The sequence below is a fragment of the Caloramator sp. E03 genome (assembly GCF_006016075.1).
Lineage (GTDB): Bacteria > Bacillota > Clostridia > Clostridiales > Caloramatoraceae > Caloramator_B.
Genome location: NZ_CP040093.1, coordinates 2,144,688 through 2,163,638, shown reverse-complemented (window position 1 = coordinate 2,163,638; position 18,951 = coordinate 2,144,688). Strand labels below are relative to the sequence as shown.

Sequence of the window (18,951 nt, the reverse complement as noted above, 5' to 3'; positions counted from 1 at the left end):
CTATATCAATTATAAATTGGGTTATTCGGTTTCAATCCCTCATAGGTAGGCTATAAACAATTGAGACAAGATAAATCAAAGCTTAATAGCATGCGTTTCAATCCCTCATAGGTAGGCTATAAACAGTAGCAAATAGAAACCGTATAAGCCTTGAAAAATCGTTTCAATCCCTCATAGGTAGGCTATAAACATTAGCCTTGTTTTTTTATGCTTTTATATACGATTAGGTTTCAATCCCTCATAGGTAGGCTATAAACGGTATATAACTATATAATTAATTGCTTATATAGTAATAGTTTCAATCCCTCATAGGTAGGCTATAAACTATACAATCTAAATCAATAGTTTCCTGCATTACAAGTTTCAATCCCTCATAGGTAGGCTATAAACGGGTGCTTTATAACTTTTTTGGTTTATCTATATCAATTAGTTTCAATCCCTCATAGGTAGGCTATAAACTCAATCTTTAAAGACATTCTCTTAGAATAATTTATGTTTCAATCCCTCATAGGTAGGCTATAAACATAAATAAGACATTTCGGGTATTTTTTTCGCATACGCTGGTTTCAATCCCTCATAGGTAGGCTATAAACTATTAAGGGAAATAATACATCAGCGAATGAATTATAGTTTCAATCCCTCATAGGTAGGCTATAAACAAAAGCCATAAGCAAAACCAAACAATAAAAAAACCAAGTTTCAATCCCTCATAGGTAGGCTATAAACATATCAAGAATTGTAGTTGAATCTGTTATATCTGGAAGTTTCAATCCCTCATAGGTAGGCTATAAACCCGTTCATGCATTATTATAACAGGGTTTGCTTTTTTTGTCAATTGTAAACAAAATATTAATAAAACAAGCAAACCCTTATGAAATATATATTTCTTTTGTCGTCGATCACCCGGCTTTTTTGCAGGATTAGAGGTCGACGACAAATTTAATAAAATCATTAATCAATTTAGCATTATCTTATAAAATCCATAAAAGTAATGTGAACTACCCCCACTTATAGAAGTGGTGGCTTCGTGGTCAATACTCCCAGCGAAGTAAGTTATCCCACGCTCAAAGGGCTGTTCTCTCCCCAGATATACCAATTACATGGCTAATTTTAGCAAATTCTTGCTTGCATTTATATCTCTATCATGAACTGCACCACACTTTGGACATTTCCATTCTCTCAATGCTAAATTCTTTACATCAGGATTTTTATATCCACATTCACTACATGTTTGACTTGATGCATAATTTTGTGGTGCTATTATTATTTCTCTGCCATACCATTTTGCTTTGTATTCTAACATCCTTCTAAATTCTGCCCATGATGCTTCTGTTATTGCTTTTGCTAATTTATGATTTTGTTGCATATTTTTTACCTGTAAATCTTCTAAAACTATCACTTGATTTTCGTGTATAATTTTAGAAGATAGTTTATGAAGAAAATCTTTTCTTTGATTTGATATTTTTTCATGTAGTTTAGCAAGTTTTTGTCTTGTTCTTTCATAGTTTTTGCTTTGCTTCTGCTTTCTTGATAATGATTTTTGTATAATTTTAATTCTTTTTTCTGTTTTTCTTAACCATTTTGGATTTTCTACCTTTGTTCCATCAGATAAAATAGCAAATTCTTTAATGCCTAAATCTATACCTACTTTTCTATCTGTTTTAGATAATTCTTTAATTTCTTCTTCTACAAATATAGAAGCATAATATTTGCCTGTTGGCGTCTTTGATATAGTTACGGATTTGATTTTTCCTTCAAATTGTCTGTGTTGTTTTATTTTTATTTTTGTCTTTAACTTTGGAACTTTTAGATAACCACCTTCAAGTGTTACTGTTCCATTTTGATTATTTGTAGTATAATACTGGTAACCTTTCTTTTTCTTGAACTTTGGAAATCCTATTTTTTTATCTCTAAAAAAATTTTATATGCTTTTTCTAAATTAAGTTGTGCGTTGGCAAGTGCAAGACTATCTACTTCTTTCAGAAAAGAATATTCTTTTTTATATTGTGCAGGTGTATTGTTTAACTTTTCTCCTGTTTGCTTATAGTATTCTATTTTGTCATGTAGCATTTTGTTGTATATAAATCTTACGCAACCAAATACCTTAGCAAAATATTCTTCTTGTTCTTTTGTTGGATATATTCTGTATTTATAAGCCTTAAGCAAAGTTACACCTCCTTCCCTTGCTTTTCTATATATTTTTTAATTACTTCAATTGACACCCCACCTGTTGTAAGTAAACAGTAACTTCTTGACCAAAAATATTCTTTCCATAATTGCTCTTTTATTTTAGGATACTCTTTCTTTATCAATCTTGATGAAGCACTTTTATACGCATTTATAAACTTAGACAACTCTGTATTAGGATGTGCTTTGAATAATATATGGATATGGTCTTTATCATGATTCCATTCTTGTAATGTGATATTATAATTATCTTGTATCTTTTCAAATATTTCTTTTAGTCTATTCGATATATTATCATCAATAACTTTTCTTCTATATTTAGTTACCAAAACAAGATGATAATACAATAAGAATACTGAATGATTATTATTATCTAAATCCATTATATTGCATAACCTCCTTCCTATAATACTGATTATACCATAAAGGAATAATTTATCAAGCAACATTCATCGCCCACTTACAGAAGTGGGCGATGAATGTTGCTGTTTAGTTAAAATATATCAAAGGATTTAGCATCTCTAATAAATCCTGTCTTTTCATCATAATAGTCTTTAATTCCATGTCGCGGAAGTATATAAAAGCCAAATTTCTCTTCGAAGATATTATTATATTTAATCGGTAGCGATAAAGTATAATCCTTTAAAATGTTTTTAATTTTAAGATACTGCCTTCTTCTTTCATAATAATCTTTTTCATTCCTTAGTTTACAATACTTATCAAAGGCATCTTCAACTATGTCATCATACAAAAGTAATACATCAAAATATCCTAAGTTATTTTCTATTAATGAAAACTTATAAATTGGAATTTTATTATTATCCTCATTTGAAAAATTCAAAGATAATATTGAATTCTTAAAAAACATACTCTTATCCTTTGATTTATTATCCTGCATTCTTTTGAAATATTCCGATACAATATTATAGTATTCCTTCTCCTCTATGCTTTCTTTGCCTAATATTTCCTTTGTAATCCGAATAGCTGGTATGCCATATACATATTTACTAAAGCCAAAACCATCTCTATCCTTATCATCATCAATTAAAGAATAGACTTTAACATTTCCTAAATCCTTATTGCCGTTTCTGTTACATCGTCCAGCACACTGTATTATTGAATCTATCGGTCCTATATCCCTTATTGCAATATCAAAATCAAAGTTAACCCCAGCTTCAACAACCTGTGTTGATACAAGTATTATTTTTTCTTTTTTATCTAAACACTCCTTTATTTCACTAATCATTCTTTTTCTATGAATAGGTAAAAGATTAGTTGAAAGATAATATATTTTTCTTTTTAAATCCTTTAAAGAATTATATACCTTAAGAGAAGAAGATATAGTATTGCACACAATTAAATAAGATTTATCCTCAATATTATTTTTAAACTCCATAATAAATTCTTCCAACTTAATATTATTTGGATTTATAATAAGTTTTGTTCTATTAAATATACTAAAGTATTTAGTACAGTCATCTAAAAGTTCTATAGCCTCGTTTAAAATATAAGGCTTCGTAGCTGTCATCATAATAATATGCAAATTAAAATATTCACTTGATTTTCTTAGAACATAATCAACAAGTGGAAGAAATGATATATCTATTGCCTGTATTTCGTCAAGGATAAGTATTGAACCTTTTAAATTTATAAGCTTTTTTAGCATCCTATTTCTACAGCTTATAAGAGTTTCTAAAAGCTGAACAAAGGTTGTTACTATTATTCCACTACTCCAGTTCTCAATCAAGAGTTCTGAATCAAGATTATCATATTCATATTCTTCACTTTTATATTCTACATTTGACAGGCTGTGATGTTTTATTAAAAATCTGCTGCTTTCCTCTTTAAATTCCTCAATTTCATTATGTAGATCGTATAAAACATCATAGTTTTGATCTATTATAGAAGTAAAAGGAAGACAGTATATTATTCTCCTATTCCCACCCAAAAGCTCCCTTAATTTTAAAGCTGCAAAAAATCCAGTGTAAGTTTTGCCTGTGCCTGTTGGGGCCGTTATTGTAAAAAATCTCGATTTTTTATAATCCCTTTCAATTGATTTTTGTACCTTATAAAATATTTCTCTTCTTATTTCATTTATTGTAGAAAAACTGTTGCCTATTATTTTAAGCCTAACTCTGTCAAGGCATTCATATTGTGCATATTTTTCCGTTGGAATATCTATTTGTGATGCACTTAGCTTATCTGCAGATATTAAAGAAGAATATAAAATCTGATGTACAAAATAATTTTTTTCCGTTGGACTTTTCTCCATTAAAAAAGATAATTTTTTTAACTTTTTAAGAATAAATGTAATATCAGAATCTAAGAATTCATCAACATAGATATCAAAATCTATTTTTCTATATTCTTCTTTTATATAATTTTTGTTTTTTATCATATCATTTATTTGATATTGTGCAATTTCAATTTTTTCTAATAGCCTATAGTCATTTTCTAATAATCCTGATATAGATGAAGGTAAATCTTTAGATGCATTTTCAAGATCCCCATGATGGTGTAATACTATGCTGTATATTAAAAGCACTATGTTATCCTCACCATATTCCTTAAAAGCACAAAATGCAGCAAAAAGTGCTGAAATAAAGCCATGATCTGTATATTTGCCCCTTTTTTTTGTTTTAAGATATCTTTGGAAATAGGAAGTAAATTTCCCAAAATCATGACAATAGCTGATTATTCTATAATATTCTCTTAAATCCTTATCCACTTTATCCTTATTTATTTCATACACTTCCCTTAAATGTAGTATAAGCTCTTTATCAGGATGTGAAAAAAACTTCAAAATACCACCTTCCAAAAAAGGTGCCAAAGGCACCTAAATTAAGACTATATTTTCATTACCTATTTTATAATAAGGAGATTTTAATTTAACTTTAAGGCTATTGCCTCCTTCTTCATAAATGTAATCCTCAACTTCTTTTACTATCCTTCCACTTTTAAAATCCCTTGGCATCTTCTCTTTTATTAAAATGCCGTTTACACTTGTAATATCAAGCCCTCCATCTATTATAAGGGATTTTCTTATGGGGGTTAGAATTTCAATATAATCCTGCGAAAAAATTTCTTCCCCTTCAATTTTACCTAAAAAAGAAATACTGCAGTTAAAGGGTGCTGCCCCAAGATAGGGAATATAAAAATATTTTTCATTTTTAAGCCTTTCATAAAGTTTGTCCATTATCTGTGAATCTTTGTGATTTACATAAATTCTATATTTTATCCCATCTTCTCCAGTTAAAAGTTCAAAAGGAACCTGTGTATGTTCTTCTGGCTTTATTATTTTACTTGGTGAAGTTGCCTTTATATAGTTTAGGCTTTGAAGTATTTTTCTTGTAGAAGCTAATTTCCTTACAGAAAGATTAAGATTATCACTACTTAAAACATCGTAGTAGCTGTCCCTTTCAAGTCCAAGGATTGCTGCAATAATCCCTTCAAGGGTTGTTCTTGGAGGCATAGAATAAGAAAGGGATGATGAATTAGTATAAAACTTTCTAAAATGAGCGTATCTTCCTTTAATATCAAAAACTAAAAATTCCATAGTTTCACCTTACTTCACAAAGGTTAAATTCTTTTAATGCCTCCAAAAGGGTAGTAGTATTTCCGTTTAATACAAGTTCAAGGCTATCATCAGAAAAATATACTATTTTATCTATTTTTTCAGAATTTAATTTTAAATGATTATAAAGGGATGTTATATCAAGGCTTATCTCCTTAATGTCCCTTACGTTTTCTATTTTTTCATTTAGCTTTATATAATCTCTAAAATCTCCCAATATAGTTTCATCATCTTTATATACAGTCCTAATATAAAGCCTTGGATATTCTCCTATTTTACTTCTTGTAGCATGGTTTTGAATGGAATATCTTAAAGCCTTATCTAAAAGGTCAACATCGCTTTCTTTCAATTTCGTCTTAAGAGCTCTTTTCCCACTTATAACCCCTGAAAAAGCTATAAGGGAATATTTTACTCTATAATCCTTTCCTATTGTACCCTGCTGAGCCTTTTCATTTGTTTTAAAGTGGGAGGTTATGCTTGCTTCTAAAAGTTCAACCCTGTTTAAAGAATATCCCCAATTAAACTGTACAGGTCCTATAAAGGTTTTATTATCTCCTTTAATTGGCATTGTTGCACCAAAGAGCCTTACATCAACAAGACTTTCTAATATTTCATCTTCACTTGAATTTTTAAAGCTCTCCATTCTCTTTTCAGCTGTAACAGATTTATCATCTAATTTTCTTACGAATATGTCGTATCCTTTATCGCATATATAATCCCTTATAAATCTTTTAAGTCTTAAATCTGAAACAAGATTAATATCCCTCTCATAATCCATACGAGGTCTGTTTTCCTCATCAGGATCACCATTAGGATTTGAAAGCTTTGAATCATAAATAAAAAGTATTTCGCTGTTATTCATTTTCATTAACCTCCTTTAACATTGGTTTTGCAGTAGCATAAGAATAGCCTGATAATATATAATATAAATTTTCATTTTTATTTAGCATCCATTTATTCATGTTGGAATCAAGAAGCTTTTTAAAGTCAGAATACAAAACTTCATTGAAGTTTCTTATCTTTTCCTGCTCAAGCTTTGTGTAAACTTCATTTGAAAGCCTTATAATTTTTGATTTGTCTATACCATTAAAGTTTAACTTATTAAGTATTGGCTTGTTGCCATCATATCTTTTATACTGGCTGTTACCTATCTCCCCTATCAAAATTCCAAGAAGGAACATTGCAGTCTGCTGCTCATCATATCCCATATCCTTTATATACTGCTTTATTTCTTCTTTTACGTTTAAGCAAGATGTATCCAAAGCCTTTCCCTCCTTTAAACATTTAAGTTTTTCTAAGAATTTTATCATCATATTGGATTTTAAAATATAATAGCATATCTCCTCTGTCTTTAAGTTGTAGCCCTCTTTGTTTAGCCGAATAACATTAACTCCATCAATAAACTTATCTATTATATGAAGTTTATCCACAGGTCTTTGGGTAAATATGCTATCATATAGGGATAATATGTCTCTGTACTCTACAACTTCTCCTTTTTTAACCTTTATTGGTATCGTGTAATATATATTTAAAAGATCTATGCGGCTATTGTATTTATAAAATGATTTTTTCATTACATCATAAGAATATTTTGAAGCCTTAGCTATCTTTTCAAATATATTGGGAGGAACATCCTTTATAAACCTTTGTATTTTAGTTGATTGATTTGACTGTTTCACAAACATAAAATTTAGAACATAATAAGTTCTTTCTTCTTTAAGCTCAAGAAAATTTAGCATATCATATTCAAAGCTCTCTATTGCCTTAAGGTTTTTAGCTATGTTTAAGGATTTGTTTATTTTTTTTACTATAAAATCAAGTTCCTCCTTATCTAAAGGTTCTCCATATATAAAATGTGGGATTATATAAGCTGTTAAATCTCCGATTTTGGTTTTTAAATTGTTGTCCATATATACTTCTGAAGCTATTATTGAGTTTAAACAGTCCTGACATAATGCCATATTTTTATAATAGTTTTTGGCATCTATTTCACTTGCAAATATTATCTGGTTTGTTGTATAGTACTTTATCTTCATTTTAGCTACATCTGAAGTAACGTTGTTTTTAGAGCCGCATATAAAGCATAAAAGATTATTATCTTCTTCCTGTCCACCTGCTTTTTTTGCTTCAAGAACTTTTTCTTGATATTCTTTAAAGCTGGAAAGAGGAATACCATCAATTAAAATAGTAAAAAGGCCAACTTCACTAAGCTTTATATCATATTTTTCTTTAATATATACTTCAAAGGCTTTAGAAAGCTCCTTTGTTATTTCCTTATCATTTTTCCCTTGGCCTTTCATATTTAAATAAATATTTTTAACATCAAGCTCTTTGTCTAAATATCTTTCCATATCAAGGGCATATTGATATTTTACGCTTTTTATGTTTTCATCAATTTTAATATAAAAGTTATCAAATACGTATTTTATCTTTTTATTAAGATTATCCCCAAAATCTATGTTTGTAAGATTATATAAGGTTTCAGTTAAAAAATAATTTATATTCTTTGAAGTTGCAAACCACTGGGGAGACGTTGGAACATCAGCAGAACCTACATGGATGTATTTTTTTACACTTTCATTATCCATTTCTTCTTTAATATCAATATCAAGGCTGTCTTTTTTAAAATTAAGCTTCATTATTAAAAGTGGTTTGTCTTTTTTGTCTTTTACAGGAACTTCTCTAATTAATGTATCAAGGAGGTTCCCTTCCTTTGTTAAGGCCCTACCTATTTGTACAATTCCCTCTATCAAATTAGCACCTCCCAACGAATTCAAAACATCCAAATCCTTGAGAATTTTTAGAACCAAGGCCTGTGTCATAGGCTATTTTTATAAGCTCTGGAGAACCTTCAATTTCGAATTCTCCGTTCCATCCTTTAATAACAGTACCTTTATAAATTACAATGCTCTCTTTTAAATTGCCTAATGGATGTATTTTAAATTCCTTATTCTGTAGGTCTCTTTCATAATAGGCAATATACTTTTTTATAAGGTTGTTTCTAATTATGCTTTCAAATTCATCCTCTTTTGGATTATAATAATAGGTTTTCTTTTTATCCTCCAATAAAAAGGTACTATAAACAACTATTGGGGATTTTGTTCTTATCCTTCCTTTATTTATTAAATCCAAAGATTTAAAAGTTATGTTCTCAACTTGTCCCCTCGTTTTACCTATAACAACATCATTAATAATTGCAGTGTTTATAATATACTTCATGAATTCATTTTCTAATGATGAAATAGAAAGCATTATATTATCAAAATATGTTATGGTCTTTTTATTATAATCTATGGAAAATTTTCCATAGATTTTTGAAAAGGTATACATTTTATACTGCCTTTTTTTGTATTTATATCCCGTATCATGTATGAATTTACTGTAGTTATCATCAGAAAGCCACCTTAAAACAACCGCCTGTATAATGTGATTGTAGTGTATAGGAAGCTCCAATGGAGTTTCTAACTTTATATTTATATCAGCCCTCAATTTACCACCTCTGTATTCTTTGATTATTTTACTTTTATGTTATATTTTTCTATGAATATTAAAAAAATCCTCCTAATTAAAATAAAATTTTTTATAAATTTAAAAATATGCTGCTTTATTTTACAAAAATATATTTTTGTATCTTGCAATAAAGAAAAGGCAAGTATTCTAAACAAATACCTGCCAACTGATAAAGATACTTAGATTATATTCCATATTTAAATAAACTATATATATCATTTTCATTTAATGCATTATATAACTTATTTTTCCTATTTATTATTATTTTATATATCTCTGCATTTTTATCACACGGATCATATAATGTAGGATTATCATTTATTATATTTTTAAATGCAATTTTATAATTTTCATAGTAACCTAATGTTACAGAGGTACTAATCAATGCTCCAAGTGAAGATGCCTCACTATTTTCATATTTTATTACAGGTTTATTAAAAACATCTGCCTGGATTTGATTAAATAAATCAAACCTTGTCATTCCACCTGCAACACTTATAGTATTGATATTGCCTATATTTTCTTCTATTAGAAATACATTTTCAGCTATCTCAAGAGCAATTCCCTCCAAAACTGATCTTGCTATATCGCTTCTTTTTGTTCCTAAAGTAAGATTAAAAAACATCCCTTTTGCATCTGGGTTCCAATAAGGAGCTGCACTTCCTTGAAAATGCGGAATCATTATAACTCCATTAGCTCCAGTAGTTGATATAGATGCTTCTTTATTTAGCAATTCATACTTATTTTCGCCATCTATACTATCTGGATAAAACTGTTCTTTAAGCCACCTATAAATAGTTCCTGTTGTAAGTATCCCCGCTTCCACCACCCATTTTCCTGGAATAGCAGCTGCACTACATAATGTTCTGTTTTTAATATCAAATACTGGTTTATCTGAATATGCTATTACAAAAGAACCTGTTCCTGTATTAGCTTCAGCATATCCCTCCTGCAAAATATTCAAAGCTACGGCTGCACATTGCTGGTCACCACCCGCAATAATGACAGGTATACCACCTTTTAGTCCAACTGTGTTTGCTATTTGGTCTGTTAGTTTCCCAGCAATAGAGGCTGGAGGACATAATTCCGGTAAAATTTCTTCATTTATTTCCAAAATATCAAGAATATCTCTATCCCATTTAAAATTGTTTATATCCATTAACATTGTTCTTGAGGCTTGCGTCCAATCTGTGATAAACTTATTGGTCAGAAGATATATAATAAAATCCTGAACGCCTAAAATTTTATAACTTTTATTATAAATTTCAGAACAATTTTCCTTGAGCCAAAGCATTTTAGGTGCTGAAAAATATGGGTCTATCCTCAAACCAGTTTTTCTATATATAGTATTTATATCTATAAATTTACTTATTTTTTTACACTCCTGCGTTGTTCTCTTATCCTGCCACATAATTGCATTATGAAGGTAATTTCCATGTTTATCAACAGGAATTATCGATGCTCTCTGTGATGTAACTGATATTGCTATTATATCAATACTATTGTTGCTTACATATTTTGAAATATCATTCAAAGTTTGGATTAATGCATTTTTCCATGTTTCTGGACTCTGTTCAGCATAATTGTTCTTTAAAAAAACAGGTTGGTACTCACTAGCAGAACCATATAAGCTCTTGCCTGATAAGGTATATACTGTAGATTTCAAACTCGAAGTACCAACATCAATTGTAATTACACAGTTCATTTTTTATTCCTCCAGCAATTTACCAAGATTATAATTTTTACTTAAAAGAAAAATGAAAAAAATTTTATTATATTCCTGGCAATATTCCTGAAAACATGCTTAATATTAAAGTAAAGATAAGAGCTGTTAATCCAGCTATTGTACCACCTATAGTCCATGCCTTAATAGTATCTGATTCTCTCAAGGTTGAAAAACGCTGTACAACCCAGAATCCTGAATCATTAGGTAATGATAATCCTATGCCACCTGCACAAATAGAAATAGCAACAAGCACAGGTGACACTCCCATTTGCATAACTACAGGACCTAATATTGAGGATGTTGTAACTAATGCAACTGTTGTGGAACCTTGAGCCGCTCTTAAGATTTGGCTTAAAATAAATCCCAATATAATAATTGATATATTCCATTTTGATAATGTATCAACAAGATATTTACCTATTCCACTGCTATTTATAATGTTGCCAAGAGAACCACCTGCTCCTGTAATTAAAAGAATCATACCGGCTGATTCTGCAGCTTTTATTATTATCTTATTTATTGGTTGATCTAAATATTTACCTAACTTCAATATTGCAACGAATACACCAATCAAAAGAGCAATATTTTTATCTCCAACAAAATTAAAAATTACTGCAGCCTTTGATCCCTTAGGAAGTAAAATGTTCATAATCGTTCCTAAAAGTATTAATAATATTGGTAACAAAAGAACAAACAAAGAAAGACCACCTGAAGGCATAGGCTTATTTTTATCTCTTACAAATTCTGATGTTGCAGCTGATTCATCAACAGTATTACTTGCTATTTCTTTGTAATCATATTTTTTACCTAAAAATAAACCATATAACCAGCCTCCAATTAATGATGCTGGTAGTGATACGATAATTGCATATAATACAAATATTCCTAAGTTTATCTTCATATTATTTGCTACAGCCAATGGTCCAGGCGTAGGTATTACCATAGCATGTGTAACTATCAATCCAACAGCCAAACTTGTTACAAATGTTATAATAGGTTTTTTTGTTTTTCTTGATAATTCCTTTGCCAATGACATGAGTATTACAAATGCTGCATCAAAGAAAACAGGAATAGATACTAAATATCCTGTTATATTTAAAGCAAGAGGAGAATTTTTTATTCCTACAACTTTTAATAAACTGTTAGCTATTTGTTCAGTAGCACCCGCTTCTGCTAAAATTTGACCTAAAATAATCCCAAGTCCAATAACAATGCCTATGCCTGCAAGCGTATTTCCAAAACCAGTCGTTACTGCAGAACTTATTTTATCTAAAGGCATTCTTACCATAAATGCAGTTAAAATTGAAGTAACAAGCAATGCAATAAAAGGATTTAAACGAAACTTAATTATAGAAATCAAAACAAAAGCTATTGCTATTAAAAAAATTATCATCAACATCGGACCAGTTACCATAACATTAATCCCCCTTAATTTAAAAATATTAAATTTTTAATTTTTAGAAAATTTTTGTTATAAGATACAACTATATCTCAAATCGATCAGATAATTTTTAATTATTAATTATGGATTATCTTCTTATAAAAAACTTTGCTATACTTGTGCATTAAAAAATTATTATATTTACAAATAAAATTCGGTCAAAATAGTATTTAAATTTAAAATATGATATATAAACTTTTGAAAATGGATATTCATAAATCAATCAACATAAATTGTGAAATTGTCTTATTTTTTCTATATTGTTTTATTTTATATCTATATCAGACTAAATAATATTTGCTATATTCATATTGATAACATCTTTTTTTTGTTATATAATTAACTCAGGTAAAAGTTAGATATTTAACAATTTTTCTTTAGTAACTAAAAAGCTGTAAATATTAAGCTATTCCTTTATTTTTATTATTTTTCAGTGCACTGTTTATTAATTTTTGATTATTAATGCACAAGTATAGTTTTTTATCATATTCAAAGTCTTTTGAGACATTGAATATTTTTTTAGCTATAAAACATGTTCATATATTTTTCTACAACTTCTTTTATATATTCTATTTCTAATATGGAAATTTTTGAAAGATGATAATCCTTATCTGATCGAAGAGCTTCCTTAATTTTATCTACAGTATATGCAGATATTTCAGTATTGACATTTATTTTGCATATACCATTCCTAATGCATTCTTTTATTATATTCTCAGGAGTTCCTGATCCTCCGTGCAATACTAAAGGTATGTCTATCCTGGATGCTATTGATTTTAATACACCAATATCAATTTTAGGTTCTCCTTTGTACATACCATGAACTGTTCCAATTGATACAGCCAGCGCATCAACACCTGTTTCCTTAACAAATATTTCTGCTTCATTTGGATCAGTATATATTTGTTCTCTTTCTTCTTCATTAGAACGATCTCCAAGGGATATTCCTCCAAGTTCTGCCTCTACAGATACATTTACTGAATGAGCAATGGATACAATTTTTTTTGTTTCCTTTATATTTTCTTCAAAGCTCAAATTTGAACCATCATACATAACAGATGTAAATCCTGCTCTTATAGCTTGTACTATATGTTCAAATGATTTACAATGATCTAAATGTAATGCTATAGGTGTATTAGTATTCTTCCCAAGAGCATTTACAGTCGCATAAACTGAATCAAAATCCATATTTTCTAAATATCTTTCTCCAAAAGCAACTATAGTTGGCTTATTTAATTTTATGGCAGATTCAATTACCCCTTTTATTGTTTCATAACTATATACATTAAAAGAACCTATAGCATATTTACCTAAGCGAGCATCCTTTAAAATTGATGTTAAATTTACTATCATTTTCTCACTTCCTCCAGCCACTTCTTAAATTCATCATTTTCTAAAACTTCACCATTAATAATAAACCTTGGTTTTTCATTTCTTAACAATTTACAAATATCTTCCATAAGAAGTTCAGGAGATCTTGTTAAAGCTTCTTTTGTCGTACCTGCTATATGGGTAGTAAGTGTTACATTATCAAGCTGCAAAAACTCGCTATCTTGTGGTATTGGTTCTGTCCAAAAAACATCAAGCCCTGCTCCCGCTATCTTTTTCTCCTTTAATGCCTTTATAAGAGCTTTTTCATTAACTAATCCAGCTCTTCCTGTATTTATTATATATGCAGTAGGTTTCATCATTTCAAATTCTTTTTCTCCTACAAGATTTTTTGAATCTTCAGAAAGTCTTGCGTGTATTGTAATAAAATCACTTTCTTTAAACAATGTTTCTTTATCAACTGGAATACATCCTGCTTCTCTAATTATATCTTCACTTATAAATGGGTCATATACCATTCTATTTACGTCAAAACCCATAAGCTTTTTTGCTACTAATCTCCCTATGTATCCAAATCCTATAATACCAACATTTTTCCCTTTAAGTTCAGGAACCCAATCAGAATTAGAAAACTCTTTTCTCCACTTTCCATTTTTTATAGAATAATGAGCTCTAGCAATATTTCTACATTCTGCAAGCATCAAACCTACTGCAAAATCAGATACTGCTTCTGCATTTCTTCCTTCAACATTAAACACAAGTATCCCTCGACTGGTAGCCTCTTTTACATTTACATTTTCCACACCTGCTCTTGAAACTCCAACAATTTTTAAATTAGGCATAAGATCAAAAACTTTTGATGAAACAGGTACAAATAATCCTAAAAGCATAGAAGCATCATTACCATGTTCAACTATCAATTTATCAACAATTTCAATTTCTGGTCCGTGTTTCTCTACCTCAAGCCTTCTGTACTGCAAGTTATTCCAGTCAGGCTCCCAATCTCCTACAACAATTTCACCTACAAAGTCAGAAAGGTATTTTTTACATGCACTTTCAAAATCTTTACCAGGGATCATAGCATCTCCAAGTAAAATAGTTTTAAATTTTTTTGTCATAATAATACCTCCATTCAAAATAAAAATTATATTTTTCTTTTTGCTACAGCTAAACGTGATTTATTAACTTTTTTAATATATGACGGTCCTAATTTTAAAACTACAGCTACATATAATATATCTATTATAACAAGCTGTATAATACGGGAAACCATTGCATCAGAACGATATTTTGTTTCATTTGTTGAGCTTAATAATACAATATCAGCATGCTTAGTAATAGTTGAATGCCCATAACTTGTTATAGTAACTATTTTTGTACCATTTTCTTTTGCAAGCTGAGCACATTCTAAAACTTCTTGACTTTCTCCAGAATGAGAAAATATAACTAATAAATCAGAAGAATTTGTATGCGCACTCATTATGTTCATAATATGAGAATCGTTGCATGTTATAACATTCAAACCTAATCGAAGAAATTTGTGAAAAGCATCGTTTGCAATTATCCCAGAAGCTCCTACACCTAAAAAATATATTCTCTTACTTTTACAGATAAGATCTACAACTTCTTCTATAGATTTATCATCTAAAATATTATTAAGATCATTTATTGAATTTACTGTAGATAGAATAACCTTTTTTCTAATTTCACTAATATTATCCTCTGGCTTAATCTCTTCATAAATTGATTTAGGTGAATCATCTGATAGTTCCTGTGCTACTTTTACTCTGAAAACTTGATATGAACTATAGCCAAGCTTCCTTAAAAATCTCATAATAGTTGTTTCACTTGTATTGCATTTTTGAGCCAAATCGCTTATAGATAGCATAATAACTTCTTCGCTATTGTTTAAAATAAAATCAGCTATTTCTTTTTGAATAGGAGAAAGTATATTGTACTTTGTTCGTATCTCAGTAAATATGTTACAATTGGTAGTCATTTTTTTACTCCCCCTGCTATATCGTAGTAAATTTATTACTTTTATAATAATATATATAGTTATAACTTGTCAATATTCTTTCATAAATGTAATATATTTCTTGTATTGTATAATTTATTTATTATAAAAAACCCAGCATCAAAGCTGGGTTTTTTATTTTATTCCTTATAATCCTCAAATACATCCTTTAGTCTCTCTCCTGCCTTTTTCTTTTTACATTTATCGCAAAGCATCTCATCCTCTAAATTAAAGTCTTTTTTCTTATTTATGTACTCTATCTGCTCCTTTGTTGCAAAGTACTCTCCACACTTTTTACATCTTACGAGCTCAAAATCCTTATTCCATATAGTCCTTATTCCGTTCTTCTCCTCTATCCTAATTGCATTGGTTGGGCAAACAAAAGCACAGGAGCCACAGCCTATACACTCCTTTGAAGGTTCATCATAAGGAGTTGATACCTTTTTGGTAACTCCCCTGTTCACCGTTGAAATAGCACTGCTTCCAAGGCTCTCGCAGGCCTTTACACAAAGACCACAGAGTATGCAGTCCTCACTTTTATCAACACTAAACCTTTGAGGAACCTTAGCCCCATATTCTTTAGCAAGTTTTTTAATAGTTTCATTTTCAGGAACTCTTGCAAGATAAAGCATCAAAAGGGTTTTTCTCATATCCCTTATTTTTTTTGAATTAGTTAAAACCTCTATCTCTCCCATTACAGGGAAAATGCAGGAGGTTACTATCCTTGACCTGCCTTTTTCAACAACCTCAACTATGCAAATCCTGCAACTTCCAATGCCCGGCAGTGCATCGCTGTGGCAAAGGGTTGGTATTTCAATGCCGTTTCTTCTTGCAACGTTTAAAAGATACTCACCTTTTTGAGCAGTACACTCTTTACCATCTATCTTAATTATCATGCTCCCACCCCCTATTTTACCTTTACAGCACTAAATCTGCAGTTTTCAATACAGCTTCCACACTTTATACACTTTAAAGCATCAATTGAGTGGGGCTTTTTAATTTCGCCGCTTATACAATCAGCTGGACAGTTCCTCTTGCAAAGACCGCAGCCTATACATTTATCAGAATCTATATAGAATGTTGTAAGGTTTTTACAAACCCCTGCCGGACATCTTTTGTTTTCTATATGCTCAATATATTCCTCTTTAAAATATTTTAAAGTTGTAATAACTGGGTTTGGTGCAGTTTTACCAAGCCCACAAAGGGCAGCACTTTCAACCATGCTGCAAATTTCCTCTAAAAGCTCAATATCCTCCTCTTTTCCTCTCCCTTCACAAATATCAGTAAGTATCTCAAGCATTCTTTTTATTCCTTCTCTGCATGGAGCGCACTTTCCGCAGGATTCCTCTGATAAAAACTTTATATAATATCTTGCAACATCAACCATGCAGGTTCTATCATCCATTACAATCATTCCGCCAGAGCCCATCATTGAGCCTGCCTTAGTTAATGTATCAAAATCAACCTTCAAATCTAAAAGACTCTCTGGTATGCAACCTCCTGATGGACCTCCTGTTTGAATAGCTTTAAATTTTCTATTATTTATTATTCCGCCCCCAATATCAAATATAAGCTCCCTTAGGGTAGTCCCCATAGGAACCTCAACAAGACCTGTATTTTTTACTTTGCCAACAAGGGAAAAAACCTTGGTACCTTTGCTGTTTTCCGTCCCAATGCTAGCGAACCAGTCTCCCCCATTTAATATTATAAGTGGTATATTTGCCCAAGTTTCAACATTATTTAAAACTGTTGGCTGGCCCCAAAGCCCTTTTTCATTTGAGTGAATATATTTTGCTCTTGGCTCCCCAACCTTTCCTTCTATTGATGACATAAGAGCCGTTGATTCCCCACATACGAAAGCTCCCCCACCACGAACAACTTGCAAATCAAAATCAAATCCACTTCCTAAAATATTTTTGCCAAGGTATCCATGTTTTTTAGCATCTTCAATTGCCCTATTCATATTCTTAACAGCAAGTCCATATTCATCCCTTATATAAATATATCCCATGTTGGCATCAAGATACCTTGCACATATTATCATACCCTCTATTATACTGTGGGGATCACCTTCCATTATGCTCCTGTCCATAAATGCACCGGGATCTCCTTCATCACCGTTGCAAACAACATATTTGGGAAAATTATCAATCTTCTTTGCCCCCATCCACTTCCTATAGGTTAAAAATCCAGCTCCTCCTCTTCCTCTTATTTTTGACTTTTCAACTTCGTTTATTATATCCTCTTGTGTCATTTCAAAGAGCGCTTTGTAAAGAGCCTTATAGCCTTCTCTTTCAATATAATCATCAATACATGTTGGATCTATTTCTCCTATATTCCTTAGAGCAAGTTTTTGCTGTCTCTTATAAAACTCAGTATCCTTATGGGATTTTGTCTTTTTACCTGAAGCATCAGTAAATAAAAGCCTTTCTATTACCTCTCCTTTTAATATCGTTTTTTCATATATTTCATCAACATCCGATAGTTTAACTTTGCAATAGGTTATCCCATAAGGCTCTATCTTAATAAGAGGGCCCTTTTCGCAAAGTCCATTGCAGCCAGTGGATTTTACTAATATATCAACTGAAAAATCTCCTTTTAGCTTTGACTTTTCTAAAAGTTTTTCATATAATGCTCCACTTCCGTTTGCAAGGCAGCCTGTCCCACAACAGACTTTAACTATCTTTTTATCACTCATTTTTTTCGCCCCCGTATTCCTTTATTATTTCCCTAACCATAGCAGGGGAAACTTTGCCATAGTACTTATCGTTAACAACCATAACCGGGGCTATTGCACAAGAGCCAAGGCAATTTACTGTTTCAAGAGAAAACATACCATCCTCTGTTGTTTCTCCAGGTCTTATTTTTAATATATTATATATTTCATCTATTAAAACCATTGAAGAACGTATGTGGCATGCAGTTCCATCACAAACCTTAATTACGTATTTTCCTTTTGGTTTTAGGCTTAGTGCCTTATAAAAAGTTGCCATGCTATACAAATTACTTAATGGAGTATTTACATATTCTGATATCATCTCAAGAGCCTGCCTTGGTATATAATTAAAATGTTTCTGCACATCCTGAAGCATTGCCAAAGTATACCTTTTCTCTCGAGGATATTTTTTTATTATCTCCATTATATTGCTCAAAATACCACCTTCCTT

The 18,951-nt window shown here is 30.4% G+C and carries 14 protein-coding genes, 1 pseudogene and 1 CRISPR repeat array (1 of these 16 cut by a window edge); all 15 genes and pseudogenes read right to left on the bottom strand.

The features are described from left to right. A CRISPR array of direct repeats spans positions 1–793; the repeat unit is 30 nt; unit sequence GTTTCAATCCCTCATAGGTAGGCTATAAAC (it extends 9,662 nt beyond the left edge of the window). Positions 794–1,096: 303 nt separating this feature from the next. After that, positions 1,097–2,166, bottom strand: a pseudogene (tnpB, locus tag FDN13_RS10525) (IS200/IS605 family element RNA-guided endonuclease TnpB). A gap of 2 nt (positions 2,167–2,168) precedes the next feature. After that, positions 2,169–2,570, bottom strand: coding sequence for an IS200/IS605 family transposase (gene tnpA / locus FDN13_RS10520; RefSeq protein ID WP_073249092.1), 402 nt, complete (start codon positions 2,568–2,570; stop codon positions 2,169–2,171). A gap of 110 nt (positions 2,571–2,680) precedes the next feature. Further along, entirely contained in the window at positions 2,681–4,990 is a 2,310-nt protein-coding gene (gene cas3 / locus FDN13_RS10515; protein ID WP_138980233.1) for a CRISPR-associated helicase Cas3', read from the bottom strand. Between the two features lie 33 nt (positions 4,991–5,023). Further along, positions 5,024–5,743, bottom strand: coding sequence for a type I-B CRISPR-associated protein Cas5b (gene cas5b, locus FDN13_RS10510; protein WP_138980231.1), 720 nt, complete (start codon positions 5,741–5,743; stop codon positions 5,024–5,026). A 4-nt stretch (positions 5,744–5,747) separates the two neighbouring features. Beyond that, positions 5,748–6,623, bottom strand: a complete 876-nt coding sequence (cas7b, locus tag FDN13_RS10505; RefSeq protein WP_207670880.1) for a type I-B CRISPR-associated protein Cas7/Csh2 — start codon at positions 6,621–6,623, stop codon at positions 5,748–5,750. Next, the gene (locus FDN13_RS10500; protein WP_138980226.1) at positions 6,616–8,514 is read right to left on the bottom strand and encodes a TIGR02556 family CRISPR-associated protein; all 1,899 of its coding nucleotides are present in this window, start codon (positions 8,512–8,514) and stop codon (positions 6,616–6,618) included. Before FDN13_RS10500 ends, cas7b begins: the two co-directional genes overlap by 8 nt. Position 8,515: 1 nt before the next feature. Beyond that, entirely contained in the window at positions 8,516–9,250 is a 735-nt protein-coding gene (gene cas6 / locus FDN13_RS10495; RefSeq protein ID WP_138980224.1) for a CRISPR-associated endoribonuclease Cas6, read from the bottom strand. Between the two features lie 205 nt (positions 9,251–9,455). Next, positions 9,456–10,976, bottom strand: coding sequence for an FGGY-family carbohydrate kinase (locus FDN13_RS10490; protein WP_138980222.1), 1,521 nt, complete (start codon positions 10,974–10,976; stop codon positions 9,456–9,458). Positions 10,977–11,043: 67 nt separating this feature from the next. After that, positions 11,044–12,411: a GntP family permease gene (locus FDN13_RS10485; protein WP_138980220.1), complete on the bottom strand. Its 1,368-nt coding sequence runs from the start codon at positions 12,409–12,411 to the stop codon at positions 11,044–11,046. Between the two features lie 546 nt (positions 12,412–12,957). Beyond that, entirely contained in the window at positions 12,958–13,791 is an 834-nt protein-coding gene (locus FDN13_RS10480) for a class II fructose-bisphosphate aldolase (protein WP_138980217.1), read from the bottom strand. After that, complete coding sequence (locus FDN13_RS10475; protein ID WP_138980215.1) at positions 13,788–14,885, bottom strand: 2-hydroxyacid dehydrogenase; 1,098 nt, start codon at positions 14,883–14,885, stop codon at positions 13,788–13,790. The genes FDN13_RS10480 and FDN13_RS10475 overlap by 4 nt, the downstream gene beginning before the upstream one ends. Positions 14,886–14,911: 26 nt before the next feature. Continuing rightward, entirely contained in the window at positions 14,912–15,766 is an 855-nt protein-coding gene (locus FDN13_RS10470) for a MurR/RpiR family transcriptional regulator (protein WP_138980213.1), read from the bottom strand. Positions 15,767–15,924: 158 nt separating this feature from the next. Further along, entirely contained in the window at positions 15,925–16,680 is a 756-nt protein-coding gene (locus FDN13_RS10465; protein ID WP_138980211.1) for a 2Fe-2S iron-sulfur cluster-binding protein, read from the bottom strand. Positions 16,681–16,691: 11 nt separating this feature from the next. After that, a complete protein-coding gene (locus FDN13_RS10460) occupies positions 16,692–18,482 on the bottom strand; it encodes an NADH-quinone oxidoreductase subunit NuoF (RefSeq protein WP_138980208.1) in 1,791 nt (596 codons plus the stop codon). Continuing rightward, a complete protein-coding gene (locus FDN13_RS10455; protein ID WP_371414820.1) occupies positions 18,475–18,936 on the bottom strand; it encodes a complex I 24 kDa subunit family protein in 462 nt (153 codons plus the stop codon). The genes FDN13_RS10460 and FDN13_RS10455 overlap by 8 nt, the downstream gene beginning before the upstream one ends. Positions 18,937–18,951: the final 15 nt, after the last annotated feature.